Here is an 18883-nt window from a genome sequence, read left to right as displayed (position 1 = left end):
TAGTAATCAATAATCTCTTTTTTTAAAAAAAATGATAACAACTTCACTTTCTTACATATCATCATTGTTAATGATATGTAGCCTTATTGTACTTATTTCTAGTAGATCAAAGTCTAAAATCTTTGAATATTTTCCTGCTATTGTAATTATTTATTTCACAATAGTAGTTTTATCTATGCTTGGTTTTTGGGATGCTAGCTCAATGCAGATTAAGCAAACTAAATCACAGCTAGAAGATCTGATACTTCCTATAATGCTATTTTTGATGTTAATTCGTTGTGATATTAGAATGGTAATAAAGCTTGGGAGAAAATTACTAATAGCATTCTTTGGTGCAAGCCTAAGCATTATTATAGCGTTTACAATCATGTATTTAACAGTTGGAAAGCATATATCGCCAGATGCTTGGAAAGGATTCTCAGCATTATCAGCAAGCTGGATGGGTGGTACAGGTAATATGGTTGCAGTCAAGCAAGCTTTAGGTACTCCGGATAATCAAATGGGTTACATACTTCTTACAGATTCAATTAGTTATACTATTTGGTTTGCATTTTTATTTGTTCTAATTTCTAGAGCTAATATCTTTGATAAATGGACAAAAGCTGGCTGTATAGAAGAGCATATCAAAAAAGTAAATATAGAAGATCCTTATAATATTAAAGGGGATATAAATTTTGTAGGAATTTTTGTGCTAGTGGCTGTTGCATTTACAGCTACAGACATAGCAAATATATTATCCTCATATCTTCCTGCTACACAGTTAATATCAGCTAAAACTTGGACTATTCTTTTAGTTACGTTATTTGGATTTGTTGGTGCTATGACACCTCTTGCTAGAATCAGAAGTGATAGTATTATAGCAAGTATATTTTTATATTTTCTTGTTGCTCTTATTGCGTCTGGCTCAACTTTTGAAGGTTTCTCAGAAGCTCCAATATATATAGTTTGTGGACTTATGGTTTTAACTATACATGCAATAATTATGGTTATTATTGCTAAAGTATTTAAGTTAAATTTGGCTATGTGTTCGATTGCTTCTTTAGCAAATATTGGTGGTATTGCTGGAGCTCCAATTCTTGCTAGTGCATATTGTAGAAGTTTAGTTTCCATTGCGGTAGTTATGTCATTGTTAGGTTTTCTTATAGGAACTCAAGGTGGTTTAATTGTAGCTAAAATACTTTCTGGATTTGCAATATGAATAAAATAATAGATATAAGAACATCAATCATTAAAACACCTCTTAAAAGAACTTTTGTAACGGCTGTTAGAAGTACTAATCATATAGATTCTCTAGTTGTTGAGCTAACTTTAGATAATGGTCAAAAAGGTTATGGAGTAGCTCCTGCAACGACTGCTATAACAGGTGATACACTACAAGGGATGACTTATATAATTAATGAGGTTTTTGCACCTGTAATAAAAGGCTCAAAATTAGAGGATTATAAAGAAACTATAGAGCATGCTTTTAAGCGAGTAATGTTTAATAGTGCTGCTAAGATGGCCGTAGATCTTGCTTTTCATGGCTTACTAGCAAAACAAAAAAATATATCTGTAGCACAGTTACTTGGTGCTAAGAAAAATACTATAGAAACCGATGTGTCTATAAGTTGTGGTAGTGTTGCAGAAACTATCCAAAATATTCAGAATGGTGTTGAAGCTGGTTTTAATGCTATCAAAGTTAAAACTGGTGCGGATTTTAAAAGAGATATAGAACTTCTAAAAGCTATTGATAGTGAATTTTCGCGTGATATTAAGTTTAGGTTTGATGCTAATCAGGGTTGGAGTATTTTACAAACTAGACAATTTATCGAAGAGCTTAATAAATACGATATAAATGTTGAGATTATTGAACAGCCTGTAAAATATTCTGATATTGCTAGTATGAGAGAGATTACTCAATTTAGTAATATACCTGTGGTTGCCGATGAGTCAGTTTTTGATGCTAAAGATGCACAACGAGTAATAGATGAAAAAGCTTGTAATATGATAAATATTAAACTAGCAAAAACTGGTGGAATATTAGAAGCACAAAAAATTAAAAAAATAGCGAATGAGGCAAATATCCCATGTATGGTAGGTTGTATGATGGAATCCCCTGTTGGGATATTAGCGACAGCTAGCTTTGCATTGTCAGAAGGTATAAGTGTTGCTGACCTTGATCCTCTAGATTGGGTTGATAAAAGTATATATAGTGATTATATAGGCTTTGAAGAGCCTAATATTATTTTGAAAAATACCAAAGGTTTTGGGTTTAGTGCTTAATATATGAATGAAGATAAAGTTTTAGTATTAGTGCATGGATTTATTAAAAATAGTAAAGACATGCGTACTCTTAGAGATTTTTTTGCAAAAAAGTTTGACGATATAATATCTGTTGATTTACCTACTACTTTTGTAAGTCTTGAGGTTGCTGTTACAAGGTTATGTGAGGTTCTTAAAAATATTCCAAAAACAAAAACCATTACATTTGTCGCACATAGTATGGGAGGGCTTATAACTTGTAAAGCTATACATGAGTTAAATCTTGATAATATTGATAAATGTATTTTTATAGCGACACCATTTGCAGGATCAAAAGTGGCAGATTTTGGTGATAAGATTCCTTTTTATTCAAAAGTTTTAAAGCCAAATAAAGATTTATTAGCAACAGATAAATATATAGAGTTTTGTAATAGTGTTACAGATAAGTTTCCTACTGGTTTAATAGCTGGTAATAAGCACTCAAAGTTTAATTTGTTAGCTAAACTTTGCTTAAGTAAGGAGCATGATGGTCTAGTAGATGTTGATTCTGTTTTTGCTATTAATAGTAGTGATAGAGTTGTTTTAAATAAGAATCATAGAGAAATACACCATGATGCAGAAACTTTTAGTAAAATAGCTTACTTTTTGGAAAATAATAAATTTAAATAAGTTCATAAAATATCTGATAATAATCCATAAAAATTTTATTTTCTATTAAAATAAAGTAGTATTGTAATTTAGTTGAATTATAAATTGCATGATAATTAGGAGATTATTTTGAAGTTTTTGAAAGTGTTATTAGTTTTGACAATAGTATCTGGGGCTTATGCTAAGGACAATACGCATTACAAAAATTTTATAGTATTTGGCGATAGTATCTCTGATACAGGAAATCTTCCGGAAAACTATTTACTGCAAAATTCTGCAGAAGATCTACCGATGAATTATGTTGTTCCTGTAACTAATCCTATAGCTGAAAATATGCTAGGCACTAATTTTCAAATGCCTAGTTTTGTTGCAGATAACTATCCTGATATGACTTGGGCATGGAGTGTTCCAAATAGTGAATATGCTGAGCTTTCTCATCCAAATAAAGAACATTATTCATTTGGGTGGTTTGATTATTTTATTTATAATACTTATCCTCAAGCTAACACACCTTCGATGGTGAACTGGATAGATCTATACCGCAATCCAAATAGTCTAAAAGATAGTACTTCGCTTAACTATGCTGTTGTTGGAGCTATGACTATAGATGGTTATACCAATCCAGACTATTTCGCTGTAACTACGCCTGTCGATGAGGGCGATATAGGTAAAGAGCAAGAGCAAGTTAAGTCTAAAATAGATAGCTATACTAAAAGCGTTTCTAACGATAATTGGGAAAATTTAGCTGTTGCTGGAGTTATAAAGCAAATTAAATTTTATTTATATGATAAAAATAAATATTCTCAGCTTCAGGATAATACAGATACTGCATATATCGTTTGGATTGGAGCTAATGATATTAGTAATGCTATGTTAAATAAGCTTCTTAAAGGTAAGCTAAATGCTTTTAAGCAAGATATCGGTACATTTAAGCTGCCAGGAAATATAGCAAATAACATTCAAGAAGCTGTGAAAATGCTAGAAAAGCAAGCCGGTGCAAAACATATTTATGTTATTAATGCTTATAATTTAGGCCTAACACCAACAGCAAGAAATTTTGGAGCTTTATATTCGCTTCCTTCTTTGATATCACAAGCATTGAATGCTCAGCTAGAAATACTATTTGTTAATGATAGTAATGTGAAAGTTATAGATATGGGTAGTAAGTTAGATAAAGCAATAGTATCTCGAGAGTTTGTAGCAAAAGCTAAAAAAACAGAAACATGTAGTAAAGACTATTTTAGTGCGCAAGTTATTGAAAATAATTGTTATTATAAGCCTATGAGTCCTAGAGAAGGGTATCCTTTTTGGAATAATAGTCACCTTGCACAACCTATGCAGCAAATCATAGCATTTGAACTTATGAATAAGATAATCAATGAACCATTCTTAGAAAGAGCTAATGTTTTGACTATTCAAAATCCAGAAAAAATTGATAAAGAAATAGCAGCTATAGCTAATTCAATAGTTAATAAGTAAGTTTTTTTATTTTTTTGTAAAATTTATTTATCAAAACTCTTATTGGCAAAGAGTAAGTTCTTGTACTGGGAAAGATTGGTTAGATGTTCCCATTTGATGCACATATCCAAAACTTGTAGTTGCTAAAGTAAGAGTGATTACAGCTGTTAAGACTAGTTTTTTCATTTTTTTGCCCTTCTGTTTTGCTTAATTTATTTTATGTATCTATTATTTCACTAACATGTATATATGTAAAATTAATGTTTTTTATTATATATATCAGTAAAGTTGATATGTGCTATTTTAGGGTGGATGTTGAGTTTATAAGAAGCTTTGCTTTATTATAGATATACAGTTGTCTACAAATATTTGTCTTATGTGTTTTCTTTCTGAATTACAAAATCGTCAAATTGAAGAATATGCTATTTCTCAAGGGTTAAATCTTATTGAAAATGCTTCTGATGAAATAGTAAGCCTTATTTGCTCTAAGTTTGATAAGAAAAATAAAATCTTGGTAGTTGTTGGATCTGGTAATAATGGTAGTGATGGCATTGCTGCAGCTATCAAACTATATAGTCAAGGTTATGATGTAGATATCTATAGAGTCTTTCCAAAAGCAAACCTAGATAATCAAGGTTATTATGATAAATTTTTTAAACTTAAAAAGCCTTTGGAAAAATTACCAAATGTAAGTGACTATGATGTAATTATAGATGGAATATTTGGCATAGGATTAGATAGAGATCTTGAGGGAGATATTTTAGAGCTTGTTAAAACTATAAATCAAAATTCTAAATATACGTTAGCTATAGATGTACCAAGTGGTTTAGGTGCTTTTAATGCTAAGGTTTATGGTGAAGCAATTCTAGCTAGACAGACAGTTACATTTTTAGCAGATAAGCAGGGCTTACATACAGGCGATGGTCTTGATTATGCTGGTCAGGTAACTGTCAAAGAGCTAATTAATAGTGAAAATATCAAAATTAGTCAATCAGAGTATCAAGTCTATAAAAATCATATTCAAGATATAAATCTCGATAATATTCTTAGGAAAAAGAAAAATACTAACAAAGGCACTTATGGCAATCTAGCTATAATTGGTGGTAATGTTGGTATGAATGGGGCTTTGCAATTAGCTGGTAAAAGTTCGCTATATAGTGGTTGTGGTAAGGTCTCGATGATATCTTTAGATAAAGATTTTCGTGCAGATATGTCTATGCCAGAGTTAATGACAAAATCTCTAGGAGATATCCCTAAAAATCTAAATACTTTCTCAGCTTTAGCAGTAGGAGTTGGTTTTGATACAACTGATGACGCTCAACAAGTTTTAGAGTTGATAATTGATAACCTAACTCAACCTGCAATATTTGATGCAGATGCTCTAAATATAATCTCAACTAATCAGCAAATTAGAGAGAAATTTATTAAATTAGAAAACAAAATAATAACTCCACACCCAGCAGAGGCGGCAAGATTACTTGGCTGTACTATTCAAGAGATTCAAGATGATAGATTTGCTGCAGCTAGAACTTTAGCTAAAAAATATAATGCCACAGTCGTACTAAAAGGAGCTGGAAGCCTAATTTGTAAAGATAATGGTATCTATATAAATGCTACAGGCAATCAAGGTATGGCAGTAGCAGGGCAAGGCGATGTGCTATCTGGGATCATTGGAGCATTTTTAGCTCAAGGTTTAGATACTCTATCAGCAAGTAGGTTGGCTGTATATATCCATGGCTTAGCTGGTGATAAGTTAGCTAAAAAATTAGGTGGTTATATTGGAATATTTCCTAGTAGAGTAGCTGAAGAAGTTTGTGAGGCTTTGAATAATATTTATATTCTTCAGTAGTCTACTTCCTGCTATTTTATAGATGGTTTAACAACAGAAAGTACATATTTGCACTACTATAGTTAATTCTTTTATCAAAGTATCTCAGTATTTTTTTAATATAAAAATAAAAATTTCCTATAAATTAAGTTTAATAACTTTTATAATCAAACTAATAAGATTATAAAGTTTTGTGGTATTTTTATGGCCAAAGTATTTGATAGTCGTCCGGATGATTGGGCTGATAAAGATAAATCTGGAGCGAAGAGCCAAAGTAGCGTATCAGAATATAAAAGTGGTAAAGTCCAAAAGAATATAGTTAGCGATGATAGTATAGTTCAAGAGGAGTTAGCAGAAGGTAAAAAGAAGAAGCTAATATCTTCATCTAAGGTAGAAGAGATTAGTAAAGGAAATATCTATAACACTTACGAAGATGATACTAAGATTTATCAGCAATCTAAATCAGCCAAAGAAACATTTCATGCAAAAGATTATAAGAGCGAAACTAAGCAAGAAACGACAACTATACAAGCAAAGAGTAGAGTTGAAACGATCATGGCTGATAGTACAACCATAAGTGATAATATACTGACAGAGACTGGCTCAGGCAAGCATACAATCACAGCTACAAAGAATATCAATCTTAAATCAAACAAAGCCACGATAAGCACAGACAAGCTAAATGTAAAAAGTGCTGGTTTTCGAGTAACAGCGAAGAATCAAACAGAAAAAGCGCCATTTAAAAATATTAATGCAGGTAGTATTAAGTACAATATTGGCTCTAAGATGGTTATAGATGGTGATATGACTAAATCATCATTTAAATTACAAGAGTATCAAGTTAAACAAGCAGAATATAAACATCCTGATGATAATGCAGATGATATTTACTATATTGGTGATGTGATATATAGCCCTAAGCAAGCTAAGCTATATTTTGTACCGACAAACTTAGTTAGAGATATATTTAATTCACAAGCTAAATATTTAAGTAAATCAAAGACGAATTCTATATATAGGAATAACTTTGCTAAACGTCAAGTAGCAAATAGATTTGACACAAGTAATGACCTTGAACAAGTGATATTAGCTAATAAAGAATATATCCATATAAGCTTTGTAAGATCTGGTATCTGTATGCTAGACCAGTCTGTACTAGATAGTATGAGTATTGCAGATATAGATTTTGATAAAGATAAACATCTTGATGGAGATACATACCTGATTAACTGGGGTGCTATAGGTGGAGATTTAGAATCTAAGGTTAAAGGATTAGGTTTTAAAGGAGGCTATCAGTTTGCTAACCAACAAGCAGTAAATAATGGCATAGAGCATTTACAAAACTTATCTGAGACAAATATCAACAGATGGTTAGATATCGGTAAGACTACACAGTCAAGTATGCTATATATGGGCTTGATGTTAGCAGGTAGGTACAACTTCAAGCAGTTAGCAGAGACTTATGCTAGGTTACCATATAAGCCTGATCTAATAGCAGATATTGATTATGATAATGAAAAAGCAATAACACATAAATCATATCAACATCAAGTAGATGAAGAGTATGGAGTATTTGAGTTGGTAGCTACAGAAGAATATGTAGATAGTCAGGTATTATTATCGCAAAAAGTTAAAGTAGCAGTCAAAGATGATAAGTATGTCTTAGAAGGTGAAAATCACGATCAATATCCTACAGCTAAAGATAATCAAATAGTTGATGGAATATTGCATTGGAGTAGGGCAGCTAATACTAAGAATAGTAAGAAAATAGAAAAACTAAATCTAGGTAGGTTAAAAATCAAAGACCTACAATCAAAACAACTAACAAATCCATATCAGCTAGATTATAAAGATGATAAGTGGTTGATCTATGCAGATAGTAAATATCTACTCTCTACACATAACAAAGATCAAGACTATCCAGAGGGAGATGCTTTGATATTTGATGCTACAGTGGGTGAGCGTTACTCATTGGAGAAGTTTTATTACTATCAAGAGGCAAGACAAGAGTTTGAGCTAGATGAAACAATCATAGCTAAAACAATAAAACAAATGTTAGGCAGAAGAGCTAACTATCAAGCATTGGTAGATACTTATGCTGTGCCAAATGATGAAGAGATTAAAAAGCACTTAGAAAGCTTACAAGAGAATGGTAAAACAAAGGATATAGAATCAGTAATAGCAGAGTTAGAAAAAGCAGATGATGAGCTGATACTAGCCTTAGTACCTGAATCAGTAGGTAAACTACTATACCTACTTAATAACCCAAGTAAAGCTAGCCAAAAAGCTATAGAGGATAGTATAGAATTATCTGAAAGGGTGCTTAAGATGTGTATTAAGCTTCTATCTACCTTTAGAACTAGAAAAGGCTATCTAATCGCACTAAAACATTATCAGCCATTAAATGAATATGATGAAGTAGACCCTGTTAAAAGTGTCGATCATTTATGGAATAGAGAAGAAGACATGCTAAGCATTGAAGATAGCAGTCTACAAAGGAAGATAAACGGTTTATACAACGAAATAAACAGTGAAGAAATGACCCTGAAGCTTAGAAAGGATAGAGATCTTTTCTACAAGCATGAATACTTAGAGATAACACCTGCTACAGTAATGCTTACGAGGGATGCTGAAGACATAATCCATGACCTAAAAGAAGAAGACCAGGAAGACACAAGCCAACCGCTAACAGACTTACCAGATAAAGATGCTAGTGTACTATGTGAGTTGGTGTATGAAGAGGAGTTTTTAGAGGCTGTAATAAGACAGCAAAAAGATAATCCTATACCTTTATCACAAGCGATATATAAAAAAGATAAGAAAAGCTTAATAGATGATCTTGATAAGGTTTTATCAGTTGATAAGCATGGAGACTTGAATATACCTTTTGCTGATTATTCTAACTATTATTATCCAATCTTAGCTAAATACAAAATAGTAACAACAAGTAGTAAACTGAAAAACACCGTTGGCTACTATGGTATAGCAATTGCTAATGCAAAAGATAGCACTAATAGCGGTATCTATGTAATCAATAGAGGTACAAGGCAAGATACCTTAGAAGCGGTTTATCATGACTTAGTTAAGTCTGACGTACTTGATATGGGTATATTAGGCAAAAGTATGCCTGTAACTATAATATCAGAACACGCAAAAGCAGGTATTGAATTTGGTGAAGACTTACTTAAAGACAATAATCTGAAGTATATTGGGTTTAGTGGTCATAGTTTAGGTGGTTCTATAACTCAAATGCAAGCAGTTTATTTTGCAGATAGAGCTTCAAAAGGAGTTAATTTATCTCCATCAAAAGGCTTTGAGCCTTTTGGTGTTGAAAATGAAGTTGCTCCAAGAATTAGTCATATTACAGAAGGTCATAAAATATATTATATGACTTTAAATCCTCTTAAAGCTTTAAATTCAGCTGTATGTATGGCTGGAATTGATTGGAATTGTAATAGTTGGCAAGGTATCGCAGATAAACTAGTAGTTAATTATGTAGGATATAAACCAAGTATTAAGTTTACAGCTTTTGGTCGTAAAGGTGATTTAATAGCAAATCTAGCACATAGTATAGGAAATACAGTAAATATAGATAGTGCAGGAAGTACTAGCGACTTTTTAGAGCTACACTCTATGAGTAATTATAGATACCAAGGATATACTGCGGATGGTAGCTTGATAAATACTCTTGTAAATATAACAAACTCAAATATCTTAAAGTCATCAGATAATACAGAACAAAAAATCAAATATAGACTCTGCTTTGGTACTCCAACATTTACTAATCATGAGGAACTATAAGATGAGGTTTATAAAAATAGCAATATTATTTGTTTTTATGGTAAGTTTGATCAGTTGCGGAGCTTATCAATATACAACAGCTAAAAGAGAAAGTAATGAAGCAACAACAGAGCAACAACAGAAAGTTAAAACTGAGATTTTAAAATTACTTGAAGATGAGTACAAGCAACCATTCAAGCTAAAAGATTTTAATTATACATATGAAAGACATTGGGTAGATAATACTTGTCAGATGAGCTTTTGCAAAATGGAAAAATATGGTATATATAGCTTTAAAGTACAGGCGGTTGATAATCCTATAATCATCATGAATTTTAAAATAAATGATGGAGATGTAACAAAAGCATCAATTAAACCCTTAATTGATGCTTTTAAAAAGCATCAATTAAATACAATATATTGCAGTTCATTTGGAAATTATTGGAAAGAACATAAGAATGATAAAAATAATGATGCTTTAGAAAAAATTAAAGAATATTGTGATGAAAAAGGTCAGACAGAATCTTATGATAATTTCTGGACGCAGTAAAAACATAGACTTTACAGGTCATAGTTTGGGTGGTGCAATTGCACAAATTCAATCGGTATATTTTGCTAATAAAATGCGAGGAACTACAAAGACCTTTGAAGCATTTGGACTTAAAAGCCAAGTACACTTAACTTTAGAAGTTATACATGACAATAAAGTTTACTACCCTACTTTAAACCCTATTAAGTCTTTACGCTCTTGGGCAAGTACATTTGGTATATTGTTTGATGGTGGTGATTGGGAAGATTTGGAAGATAAGCTAATAGGTAAGTATGCTGGAGATAAGGTCAATATTGACAGTAAAATAACCAACTATATAAGGGAAGGAGATTTGGTTGGAACTACAGCTGAATTAGTTGGCAGTACAAATGTCATAAAGACAGGGTTATCTTCATTGTCAGTTACTCTATTACATTCAATGAGTAACTATAGGTATCAAGGCTATCTACCTGATGGTACTTTAATTGATACTCAAATAAATACTACTAATGCTAGTATCTTGAGTGAAAAGCTAAGCCCTGCATACCAAGAAATTATAAACACTCAAAAAGCAAAATATAAAGCTTGTTTCTCTAAAATGTCTAACTATATCGAGGTTTAAAGTGAAGTACTTAAAATTAATCCTAGCATCTTGTTTAATATTTTTTTTAACTAGTTGTGCGACAAAGTTATCAGCTAAAAGTAGTAGTGATGACCAAGTAAAAGTTAAACAAGAAGTATTACAGTTACTAGAAAAAGAATATAATCAAAAATTTAAATTATTAAATTTTGATTATAAATATGAAAATCATATAAATGGAGCTACTGATTGTACTTTTATTTACTGTAAAGGTAAAGAGTATGGTACTTATTACTTCAAAGTGCAGGCAGTAGATAATCCAATTATTATAATGAATTTTCAAATAGAAGATATTGATAGTCTAAAAGCATCTATAGATTATTTCAAAAAGAAACGATTAAAAACTATTTATTGTAGTTCTTTTGGTAAATATTGGAAATACCATAAAAATGATAGAAAAAATAATGATTTAAATAAAGCTATAGAATTTTGTAATAAGATAGGTCAAAAAGAAGACTATGATAATGCTTGGACGCAATAAACATTTAGGTTTGAAGTTAAGGTCAATAAATATTGTGATGCGAGAGGGCAAACTCGAGACTATGATAATGTTTATACAAGATATTAATTATAGATGTTTAAATGGTATCATTAACTTATGAAAACAGATTTAAGCAACTTACCAGCATCTAAGCAAAATCATCTATCTCAGATAGTCGCTGTTATACGCGATGAGTTTGAGCAAGTGACAGGCTTTTCTCATGGTAAAAGAAAAAACAGTAAGATTTTAAAGATTATCCTATTCGGTAGTTTTGCTACAGGTAAATGGGTCAATGATCCTGCACATGGTTATATAAGTGACTATGATATCTTGGTTATATTAGATCGCCAAGAGCTAGTAGAAGAGTACAGGATTTGGGATAATGTTGAATCTCGTATGGCTGCTAGGATTCGCCCAGAAGTAAATATAATTGTCCACTCTCTTAAAGAGGTAAATGAAGCTCTTGTAAAAGGGCAATATTTCTTTTCTGATATAAAACGAGATGGAATAGTGCTATATGAGTCAGATCGTAGAGAATTAGCATTAGCTGGTAATCTAAGCAAATCTGAATCAAAAGAAATCGCTGAAAAAGACTACGAACAATGGTTTGAGAGTGCTAGTGAATTTGTCGAATTCTTTCAAGTAGCAATTGAAAGAAACTATCCGAAAAAAGCAGCTTTTTTTCTACATCAAGCTTCGGAGCATTTTTATGCTTGTTTACTTTTAGTTTTTACAAACTATAAACCAAACACTCATAATTTGGTTAAACTCAACTCATTAGCAATTGAATTAGATGAGCAGACTGCTGAGATATTTCCACAAACTAGTAAGGTTGAGCGTCGCAGATTTCAACTTTTAAAGAAAGCATATATAGAGGCTCGCTATTCAAAACATTACAAGATAACTGAAGAAGAACTAACTTGGCTGGGTGAGAGAGTTAAACAATTACAGCTTCTGACAGAAAAGCTTTGTAAAGATAAGATTAGTGAGTTTGATAAATGATGTTTAACAAGTATAAACTTAAAGATATTTATCTATATAATTATTTTATAAAGGTTTATACATTTCTTTCTATGGCCAAAGTATTTAACACTCGTCCAGATGATTGGGCTGATAAAGATAAATCTGGAGCGAAGAGCCAAAGTAGCGTATCAGAATATAAAAGTGGTAAAGTCCAAAAGAATATAGTTAGCGATGATAGTATAGTTCAAGAGGAGTTAGCAGAAGGTAAAAAGAAGAAGCTAATATCTTCATCTAAGGTAGAAGAGATAAGCAAAGGAAATATCTATAACACTTACGAAGATGATACTAAGATTTATCAGCAATCTAAATCAGCTAAAGAAACATTTCATGCAAAAGATTTTAAGAGCGAAACTAAGCAAGAAACGACAACTATACAAGCAAAGAGTAGAGTTGAAACGATCATGGCTGATAGTACAACCATAAGTGATAATATACTGACAGAGACTAGCTCAGGCAAGCATACAATCACAGCTACAAAGAATATCAATCTTAAATCAAACAAAGCCACGATAAGCACAGAAAAGCTAAATGTAAAAAGTGCTGGTTTTCGAGTAACTGCAAAAAATCAAACAGAAAAAGCACCATTTAAAAATATTAATGCAGGTAGTATTAAGTACAATATTGGCTCTAAGATGGTTATAGATGGTGATATGACTAAATCATCATTTAGACTCCAGGAGTATCAAGTTAAACAAGCAGAATATAAACATCCTGATGATAATGCAGATGATATTTACTATATTGGTGATGTGATATATAGCCCTAAGCAAGCTAAGCTATATTTTGTACCGACAAACTTAGTTAGAGATATATTTAATTCACAAGCTAAATATTTGAATAAGTCAAAGACAAATTCTATATATAGGAATAACTTTGCTAAACGTCAAGTAGCAAATAGATTTGACACTACAGCTGACCTTGAGCAAACATTATTAGCTAATAAAGAATATATCCATATAAGCTTTGTAAGATCTGGTATCTGTATGCTAGACCAGTCTGTACTAGATAGTATGAGTATTGCAGATATAGATTTTGATAAAGATAAACATCTTGATGGAGATACATACCTGATTAACTGGGGTGCTATAGATGGAGATTTAGAATCTAAGGTTAAAGGATTAGGTTTTAAAGGAGGCTATCAGTTTGCCAACCAACAAGCAGTAAATAATGGCATAGAGCATTTACAAAACTTATCTGAGACAAATATCAACAGATGGTTAGATATCGGTAAGACTACACAGTCAAGTATGCTATATATGGGCTTGATGTTAGCAGGTAGGTACAATTTTAAGCAGCTAGCAGAGACTTATGCTAGGTTACCATATAAGCCTGATCTAATAGCAGATATTGATTATGATAATGAAAAAGCAATAACACATAAATCATATCAACATCAAGTAGATGAAGAGTATGGAGTATTTGAGTTGGTAGCTACAGAAGAATATGTAGATAGTCAGATATTATTATCGCAAAAAGTTAAAGTAGCAGTCAAAGATAATAAATATGTCTTAGAAGGTGAAAATCACGATCAGTACCCTACAGCTAAAGATAATCAAATAGTTGATGGGATATTGCATTGGAGTAGGGCAGCTAATACTAAGAATAATAAGAAAATAGAAAAACTAAATCTAGGTAGGTTAAAAATCAAGGATTTAGAATCAAAACAACTAACAAAACCATATCAGCTAGATTATAAAGATGATAAGTGGTTGATCTATGCAGATAGTAAATATCTACTCTCTACACATAACAAAGATCAAGACTATCCAGAGGGAGATGCTTTGATATTTGATGCTACAGTGGGTGAGCGTTACTCATTGGAGAAGTTTTATTATTATCAAGAGGCAAGACAAGAGTTTGAGTTAGATGAAACAATCATAGCTAAAACAGTAAAACAAATGTTAGGCAGAAGAGGTAACTATCAAGCATTAGTAGATACTTATGCTGTGCCAAATGATGAAGAGATTAAGAAGTACCTAGAAAGCTTACAAAAAGATGGTAAGACAGTAAGTATACAAGCTGTGATAGATGAGTTAGAAAAAGCAGATGATGAGCTAATACTAGCACTAGTACCTGAATCGGTAGGTAAGCTACTATACTTGCTAAATAACCTAAATGATAATGACCAGAAGCTGATAGATTCAGATGAGAATCTAGCAAATGCTAGAATAGCAATGGGACTCAAACTAGTATCAACTTTTACTTCTAGAAAAAGTTATCTAATCGCATTACAGCACTATCAACCACTAACAGAATATGATGAAGTTGAGCCAGAAGATAGTGTAGATGCCCTTTGGCATGATGAAAAAGGTATATTTGCAGATGAGAACAATAGACAGGTAAACGGCCTATATGATTATGTAAATGAGTTAGACTAATGAAAACTATGATTATAACGCTATCGGTGATATTTATATTAATTGCGAGCTTTACCGTAGGTAGAGCGATGGGCATATTTGGACCGAGTCAAAGTAGTATCAATGAAGTAGGTGAAAAAGCTGCTGCACAACTAGAGAGTGCTTATGATAAGAAGTTTGTCGTAGTAGCAGATAGTGGTAGATATGCAACTGGTAACCGAAGCTATGAGTTTGAGATGTATCCAGCTGATGACAAAGACTATAAAATAGCAGTAACTACAGATGTTTATGGTCGAGTTGAGTTCTCTAGCTATGATGAAAATCACTACAAAATAAAAGAATGGAAAGATAAATATATATGCCCATATATGGATAAAATCACAAAAAATAATACTTGTGGTTCAATGGTTGCCGTAGCTTTAGGTGTAAATAATAGTGACTTTGATGCAGCTAAGGCAACCTTAGATAAGTATCCAACATTTATGCAAGCAATCGAGCATAGTACTCGAGGCTTACAAGTTGGCGCTGGAGGTAATGTGAAGTTTGATATAACTCCGCAAAATATATTAAAACTAATGGAGGAAACCTATAAGTTAGGTAAGTTCCTCGATCAATATAAGTTTTATCAGACTAGTATAAGAATAAGAATTTGTAATCCAAAAGATAAAGAAGGGCATTGTACATATTGGGGTGGAATTGGTATTAAAGACTGGTCATATATGCCAAATCCTGAGAAGCGCTGGATAAAGAAAGAAAATATAAAAAATTGGCAGTCACCTTTAGATTTGGCCGATTTTACAAAAGTTGTAGATACTAAACCTGGCGAAGTTCCTAAAAGAGTAAAATTATCAGAATCAATGATGTGGCCAGAAATTCAAAGATTATATAAAGAACAACAAGCTTAGGAGTCTAGAGCTATTAAATTTATAACAAAGCATAGCCTTGTTAATAAACTACGATAAAGAAAAATAGGATAACAGATGAAAACTATGATTATAACGCTATCGGTAATATTTATATTAATTGCGAGCTTTACCGTAGGTAGAGCGATGGGCATATTTGGACCGAGTCAAAGTAGTATCAATGAAGTAGGTGAAAAAGCTGCTGCACAACTAGAGAGTGCTTATGATAAGAAGTTTGTCGTAGTAGCAGATAGTGGCAGATATGCAACTGGTAACCAAAGCTATGAGTTTAAGATGTATCCGGCTGATGACAAAGATTATAAATTCTCAGTAACTACAGATGCTTATGGTCGAGTTGAGTTCTCTACCTATGATGTAAATCACTACAAAATAAAAGAGTGGGAAGATAAATATATATGCCCATATCTAGATAAAATTTCAAAAAATAATACTTGTGGTTCAATGGTTGCAGTAGCTGGAGGTATAAATAATAGTGACTTCGATGCAGCTAAGGCAACCTTAAATAAGTATCCAACATTTATGGAAGCAATAGAGCATAGTACTCGAGGCTTACAGGTTGGTGCTGGAGGTAATGTGAAGTTTGATATAACGCCGCAGAATATATTAAAACTAATGGAGGAAACCTATAAGTTAGGTAAGTTCCTCGATCAATATAAGTTTTATCAGACTAGTATAAGAATAAGAATTTGTAATCCAAAAGATAAGGAAGGACATTGTACATATTGGGGTGGAATTGCGACTAAGGATTGGTCATATATGCCAGAAGCTAATAAAGAGAATGGTTGGATAGAAAAAGAAAATATTAAAAACTGGCAGTCACCATTAGACTTGGCAAACTTTACAAAAGTTGATACGGGTGAGCCATATCATGATTTGGTACCGGTATCACAGTCAGAGATGTGGCCAGAAATTCAAAGGTTATATAAAGAGCAACAAGCTTAGGAGTCTAGAGCTATGAATAAGCTATATACTAAAGATAATAATCCACTTTTTGAAAAACATCAGTTTATTAAATATAAACCACAAAATAGACGTAATAAAGTGGATGCAAAAAATATTGTAAAAACACTAAAAGAAGAAGGTATACAAATCCTTCCGGGAGAGCCTTTAGAAGATTTGCCAGATAAAGATGCAGCGATATTTTGTGATTTAGTTTATAACCCAGGCCTATGGGCTGCTATATTTAAGAGCTTTAATATAAACAAAACCAATATAAACCTAAAAGATGCTATAGCAAATATAAAACAAGAAAATGGGGGTAATTTAAATAAATATTTTGTAAAATCGAAAGATGCCGATGCCTTTGAATATCTTAGTGATTTATATAACCCTATACTTGAGAAGTACAAGCTAGTAGCTACTAGTGATAGTATTTCAAGTGATGATTTTATAAGGTCAAGTGTAGGAATTGATTTTACTGCCAAATATGATCTAAATTTTAAAAGTATTAACTACTTTGGTATAGCTATTGCTCATTTTAAAGATAGAAAAACACAAGGTATATATATAATTAATCGTGGTACTTCTGCAGATGACGAGGATGGATTTCTTAAAAAAGCAACATTTGGAATCGTTGGCTCTGGTAAAGACATTTTAGCAGATACTACTATGGCACTTACAAAACTTAAAGCCGGTGGCTATGTGATTAAGCATATGCTTGCTGGTGGTTTTTTTGCAGAGTTTCTGCTTAATAGAGATGTGCAAGGGCTTGATGTTATGGAATCAGATATTAAGCATATAGGCTTTAGTGGTCATAGCTTGGGTGGCTCTATTACACAGATTCAAGAGGTGTACTTTGCAGATGTGATGCAGAGAAATGCTGTCAATCTCTCAAGAGCTATTACATTCCAAGCTTTTGGTGTCAAAAATGTAGTCGATGGAATTATTATAGAAAGTTATGGTGCTTGGTATGCTTATACTAAAGGGGATGTGCTTTCATCTGTATATAAAGTTGATAAAAGTGTTGACTCATTTAGTCTTAAAGACATTCCTGCTGGTGTTTATGGTATTGACTTTACAGGTAAAGGCTATTGTAAAGAAGCTCTTCAAAGTAGGTCTGCACTACCTACAGGTAATGATGGTGTTGTATTTTTCTCTGAACATACTGAGGTTATGCAAGATCTAAATAAACTAAGAGCAGAGAATTCATCATTTGAAAATGCTGAAGCTTTGGTTTATAGAAATGGAGGTGTAGTAGCGGTAATCAAGGTCAAAGAAATATCTTCAAGTAATGGTAGATTAAGAGAAGTTAGAATACTCTCTGTTAGCAGTGATACTACTAATCCGATCTCTACTATCCCAATGCCATCAAAGAGTAATAATGAGGCTCAAGAGCTGTTACAAGAGAATCTTTTCTTTGAGAAAATGATAAAAGATATAGCTAAGTATATAAATGAATTCTCTGAATTTTTGGTTGCAGATAAAGATAAAAGTAAGTTCCATGAGCGCCTAGAAGTAAACTATAAAAACTATAAGACAGCATTAAATATTAAAAACTATGCAAGACAACAAGATATAGTAGCAAATATTGCAGAGCCTGTATGTGGTAAGACTGTAATTAAAGTTGATGGTGGCTTCTTTAGACTAAAAGGACGAGTAGCAGCACATTCGATGTCTAACTATAGATTCCAAGGCTATAACGGTGATAATAGCCTAATCGTAGATAAGGTTGATGTAGATTTTAGTGATGCTTATTATGATACTCTTGCAAAACCTGTAGGGTTATTGTTAAACACAGCATCAACTATTAAAGGGTCCGCTTATGACTCTACTACTTCAAGAGATGAAAGCGTAAGTGCATTTAGGAAAGCATGCAAAAATTATAAAATTGTATTTAGCGAGATGTCAAACTATAAACAAACTAAATTCGCTATTGGAGATTCAAAAAGTTAGTTTGCTAAAAGTAGTAACAGCTCAGGATAAAGAAAATTACTGGGGCTTGATAGCTTAAATCAACCCTATATTTTATAAATGCT

15 protein-coding genes are annotated in these 18883 nt (G+C 32.2%); 14 read left to right on the top strand and 1 reads right to left on the bottom strand.

The annotated features are described in order from the left end of the window. Positions 1 to 31 precede the first annotated feature (31 nt). The 4 genes from QI37_RS01940 (at position 32) to QI37_RS01925 (ending at position 4368) form a co-directional block, all read left to right on the top strand. Positions 32 to 1198: a DUF819 family protein gene (locus QI37_RS01940; RefSeq protein ID WP_040008076.1), complete on the top strand. Its 1167-nt coding sequence runs from the start codon at positions 32 to 34 to the stop codon at positions 1196 to 1198. Next, positions 1195 to 2262 carry a dipeptide epimerase gene (locus tag QI37_RS01935; RefSeq protein ID WP_040008074.1) on the top strand — a complete coding sequence of 356 codons (1068 nt, stop codon included), beginning with the start codon at positions 1195 to 1197 and terminating at the stop codon, positions 2260 to 2262. The genes QI37_RS01940 and QI37_RS01935 overlap by 4 nt, the downstream gene beginning before the upstream one ends. Positions 2263 to 2265: 3 nt before the next feature. Then, entirely contained in the window at positions 2266 to 2910 is a 645-nt protein-coding gene (locus QI37_RS01930) for an alpha/beta hydrolase (RefSeq protein WP_040008073.1), read from the top strand. 108 nt (positions 2911 to 3018) lie between these two features. After that, positions 3019 to 4368: an SGNH/GDSL hydrolase family protein gene (locus QI37_RS01925; protein WP_158409060.1), complete on the top strand. Its 1350-nt coding sequence runs from the start codon at positions 3019 to 3021 to the stop codon at positions 4366 to 4368. Positions 4369 to 4407: 39 nt separating this feature from the next. Here the strand turns inward: QI37_RS01925 and QI37_RS10400 are convergent, their stop codons facing one another. After that, positions 4408 to 4533 carry a hypothetical protein gene (locus QI37_RS10400; RefSeq protein WP_268746172.1) on the bottom strand — a complete coding sequence of 42 codons (126 nt, stop codon included), beginning with the start codon at positions 4531 to 4533 and terminating at the stop codon, positions 4408 to 4410. Between the two features lie 190 nt (positions 4534 to 4723). Between QI37_RS10400 and QI37_RS01920 the strand changes: the two genes are divergently transcribed. The 10 genes from QI37_RS01920 to QI37_RS01875 all read left to right on the top strand — a co-directional run bounded on the left by QI37_RS01920 (position 4724) and on the right by QI37_RS01875 (position 18800). Further along, on the top strand, positions 4724 to 6196 hold the full coding sequence (locus QI37_RS01920) for a bifunctional ADP-dependent NAD(P)H-hydrate dehydratase/NAD(P)H-hydrate epimerase (RefSeq protein ID WP_040008069.1): 1473 nt from the start codon (positions 4724 to 4726) through the stop codon (positions 6194 to 6196). Positions 6197 to 6379: 183 nt separating this feature from the next. After that, positions 6380 to 9976 carry a hypothetical protein gene (locus tag QI37_RS01915; protein ID WP_040008067.1) on the top strand — a complete coding sequence of 1199 codons (3597 nt, stop codon included), beginning with the start codon at positions 6380 to 6382 and terminating at the stop codon, positions 9974 to 9976. 1 nt (position 9977) lies between these two features. After that, complete coding sequence (locus QI37_RS01910) at positions 9978 to 10505, top strand: hypothetical protein (protein WP_040008066.1); 528 nt, start codon at positions 9978 to 9980, stop codon at positions 10503 to 10505. Beyond that, positions 10459 to 11106, top strand: a complete 648-nt coding sequence (locus tag QI37_RS01905) for a lipase family protein (protein ID WP_144242691.1) — start codon at positions 10459 to 10461, stop codon at positions 11104 to 11106. Before QI37_RS01910 ends, QI37_RS01905 begins: the two co-directional genes overlap by 47 nt. Position 11107: 1 nt before the next feature. Continuing rightward, positions 11108 to 11605, top strand: a complete 498-nt coding sequence (locus QI37_RS01900; protein ID WP_040008062.1) for a hypothetical protein — start codon at positions 11108 to 11110, stop codon at positions 11603 to 11605. A gap of 117 nt (positions 11606 to 11722) precedes the next feature. Then, positions 11723 to 12607: a HEPN domain-containing protein gene (locus QI37_RS01895; RefSeq protein ID WP_040008059.1), complete on the top strand. Its 885-nt coding sequence runs from the start codon at positions 11723 to 11725 to the stop codon at positions 12605 to 12607. A 71-nt stretch (positions 12608 to 12678) separates the two neighbouring features. Beyond that, on the top strand, positions 12679 to 15006 hold the full coding sequence (locus tag QI37_RS01890; RefSeq protein WP_144242690.1) for a hypothetical protein: 2328 nt from the start codon (positions 12679 to 12681) through the stop codon (positions 15004 to 15006). Then, entirely contained in the window at positions 15006 to 15890 is an 885-nt protein-coding gene (locus QI37_RS01885; protein ID WP_040008055.1) for a hypothetical protein, read from the top strand. The genes QI37_RS01890 and QI37_RS01885 overlap by 1 nt, the downstream gene beginning before the upstream one ends. A gap of 75 nt (positions 15891 to 15965) precedes the next feature. Beyond that, positions 15966 to 16850, top strand: coding sequence for a hypothetical protein (locus QI37_RS01880; protein WP_040008052.1), 885 nt, complete (start codon positions 15966 to 15968; stop codon positions 16848 to 16850). Between the two features lie 12 nt (positions 16851 to 16862). Then, positions 16863 to 18800, top strand: a complete 1938-nt coding sequence (locus tag QI37_RS01875) for a hypothetical protein (protein WP_040008050.1) — start codon at positions 16863 to 16865, stop codon at positions 18798 to 18800. The last annotated feature ends 83 nt before the right edge of the window (positions 18801 to 18883 follow it).

Origin of the sequence: Candidatus Francisella endociliophora (genome assembly GCF_000764555.1) — a bacterium.
In the GTDB taxonomy this organism is placed as follows: Bacteria; Pseudomonadota; Gammaproteobacteria; order Francisellales; family Francisellaceae; genus Francisella; species Francisella endociliophora.
Note: the sequence above shows the minus strand (reverse complement) of the source record. Positions and strands in the feature narration are given on the sequence as shown.

Bases quoted from the DNA above. Each gene is read 5' to 3' on its own strand.
- QI37_RS01940 (WP_040008076.1), top strand. From the start codon at position 32: ATGATAACAACTTCACTTTCTTACATATCATCATTGTTAATGATATGT.
- QI37_RS01935 (WP_040008074.1), top strand. From the start codon at position 1,195: ATGAATAAAATAATAGATATAAGAACATCAATCATTAAAACACCTCTT.
- QI37_RS01930 (WP_040008073.1), top strand. From the start codon at position 2,266: ATGAATGAAGATAAAGTTTTAGTATTAGTGCATGGATTTATTAAAAAT.
- QI37_RS10400 (WP_268746172.1), bottom strand. From the start codon at position 4,533: ATGAAAAAACTAGTCTTAACAGCTGTAATCACTCTTACTTTAGCAACT.
- QI37_RS01920 (WP_040008069.1), top strand. From the start codon at position 4,724: ATGTGTTTTCTTTCTGAATTACAAAATCGTCAAATTGAAGAATATGCT.
- QI37_RS01915 (WP_040008067.1), top strand. From the start codon at position 6,380: ATGGCCAAAGTATTTGATAGTCGTCCGGATGATTGGGCTGATAAAGAT.
- QI37_RS01910 (WP_040008066.1), top strand. From the start codon at position 9,978: ATGAGGTTTATAAAAATAGCAATATTATTTGTTTTTATGGTAAGTTTG.
- QI37_RS01905 (WP_144242691.1), top strand. From the start codon at position 10,459: ATGAAAAAGGTCAGACAGAATCTTATGATAATTTCTGGACGCAGTAAA.
- QI37_RS01895 (WP_040008059.1), top strand. From the start codon at position 11,723: ATGAAAACAGATTTAAGCAACTTACCAGCATCTAAGCAAAATCATCTA.
- QI37_RS01890 (WP_144242690.1), top strand. From the start codon at position 12,679: ATGGCCAAAGTATTTAACACTCGTCCAGATGATTGGGCTGATAAAGAT.
- QI37_RS01885 (WP_040008055.1), top strand. From the start codon at position 15,006: ATGAAAACTATGATTATAACGCTATCGGTGATATTTATATTAATTGCG.
- QI37_RS01880 (WP_040008052.1), top strand. From the start codon at position 15,966: ATGAAAACTATGATTATAACGCTATCGGTAATATTTATATTAATTGCG.
- QI37_RS01875 (WP_040008050.1), top strand. From the start codon at position 16,863: ATGAATAAGCTATATACTAAAGATAATAATCCACTTTTTGAAAAACAT.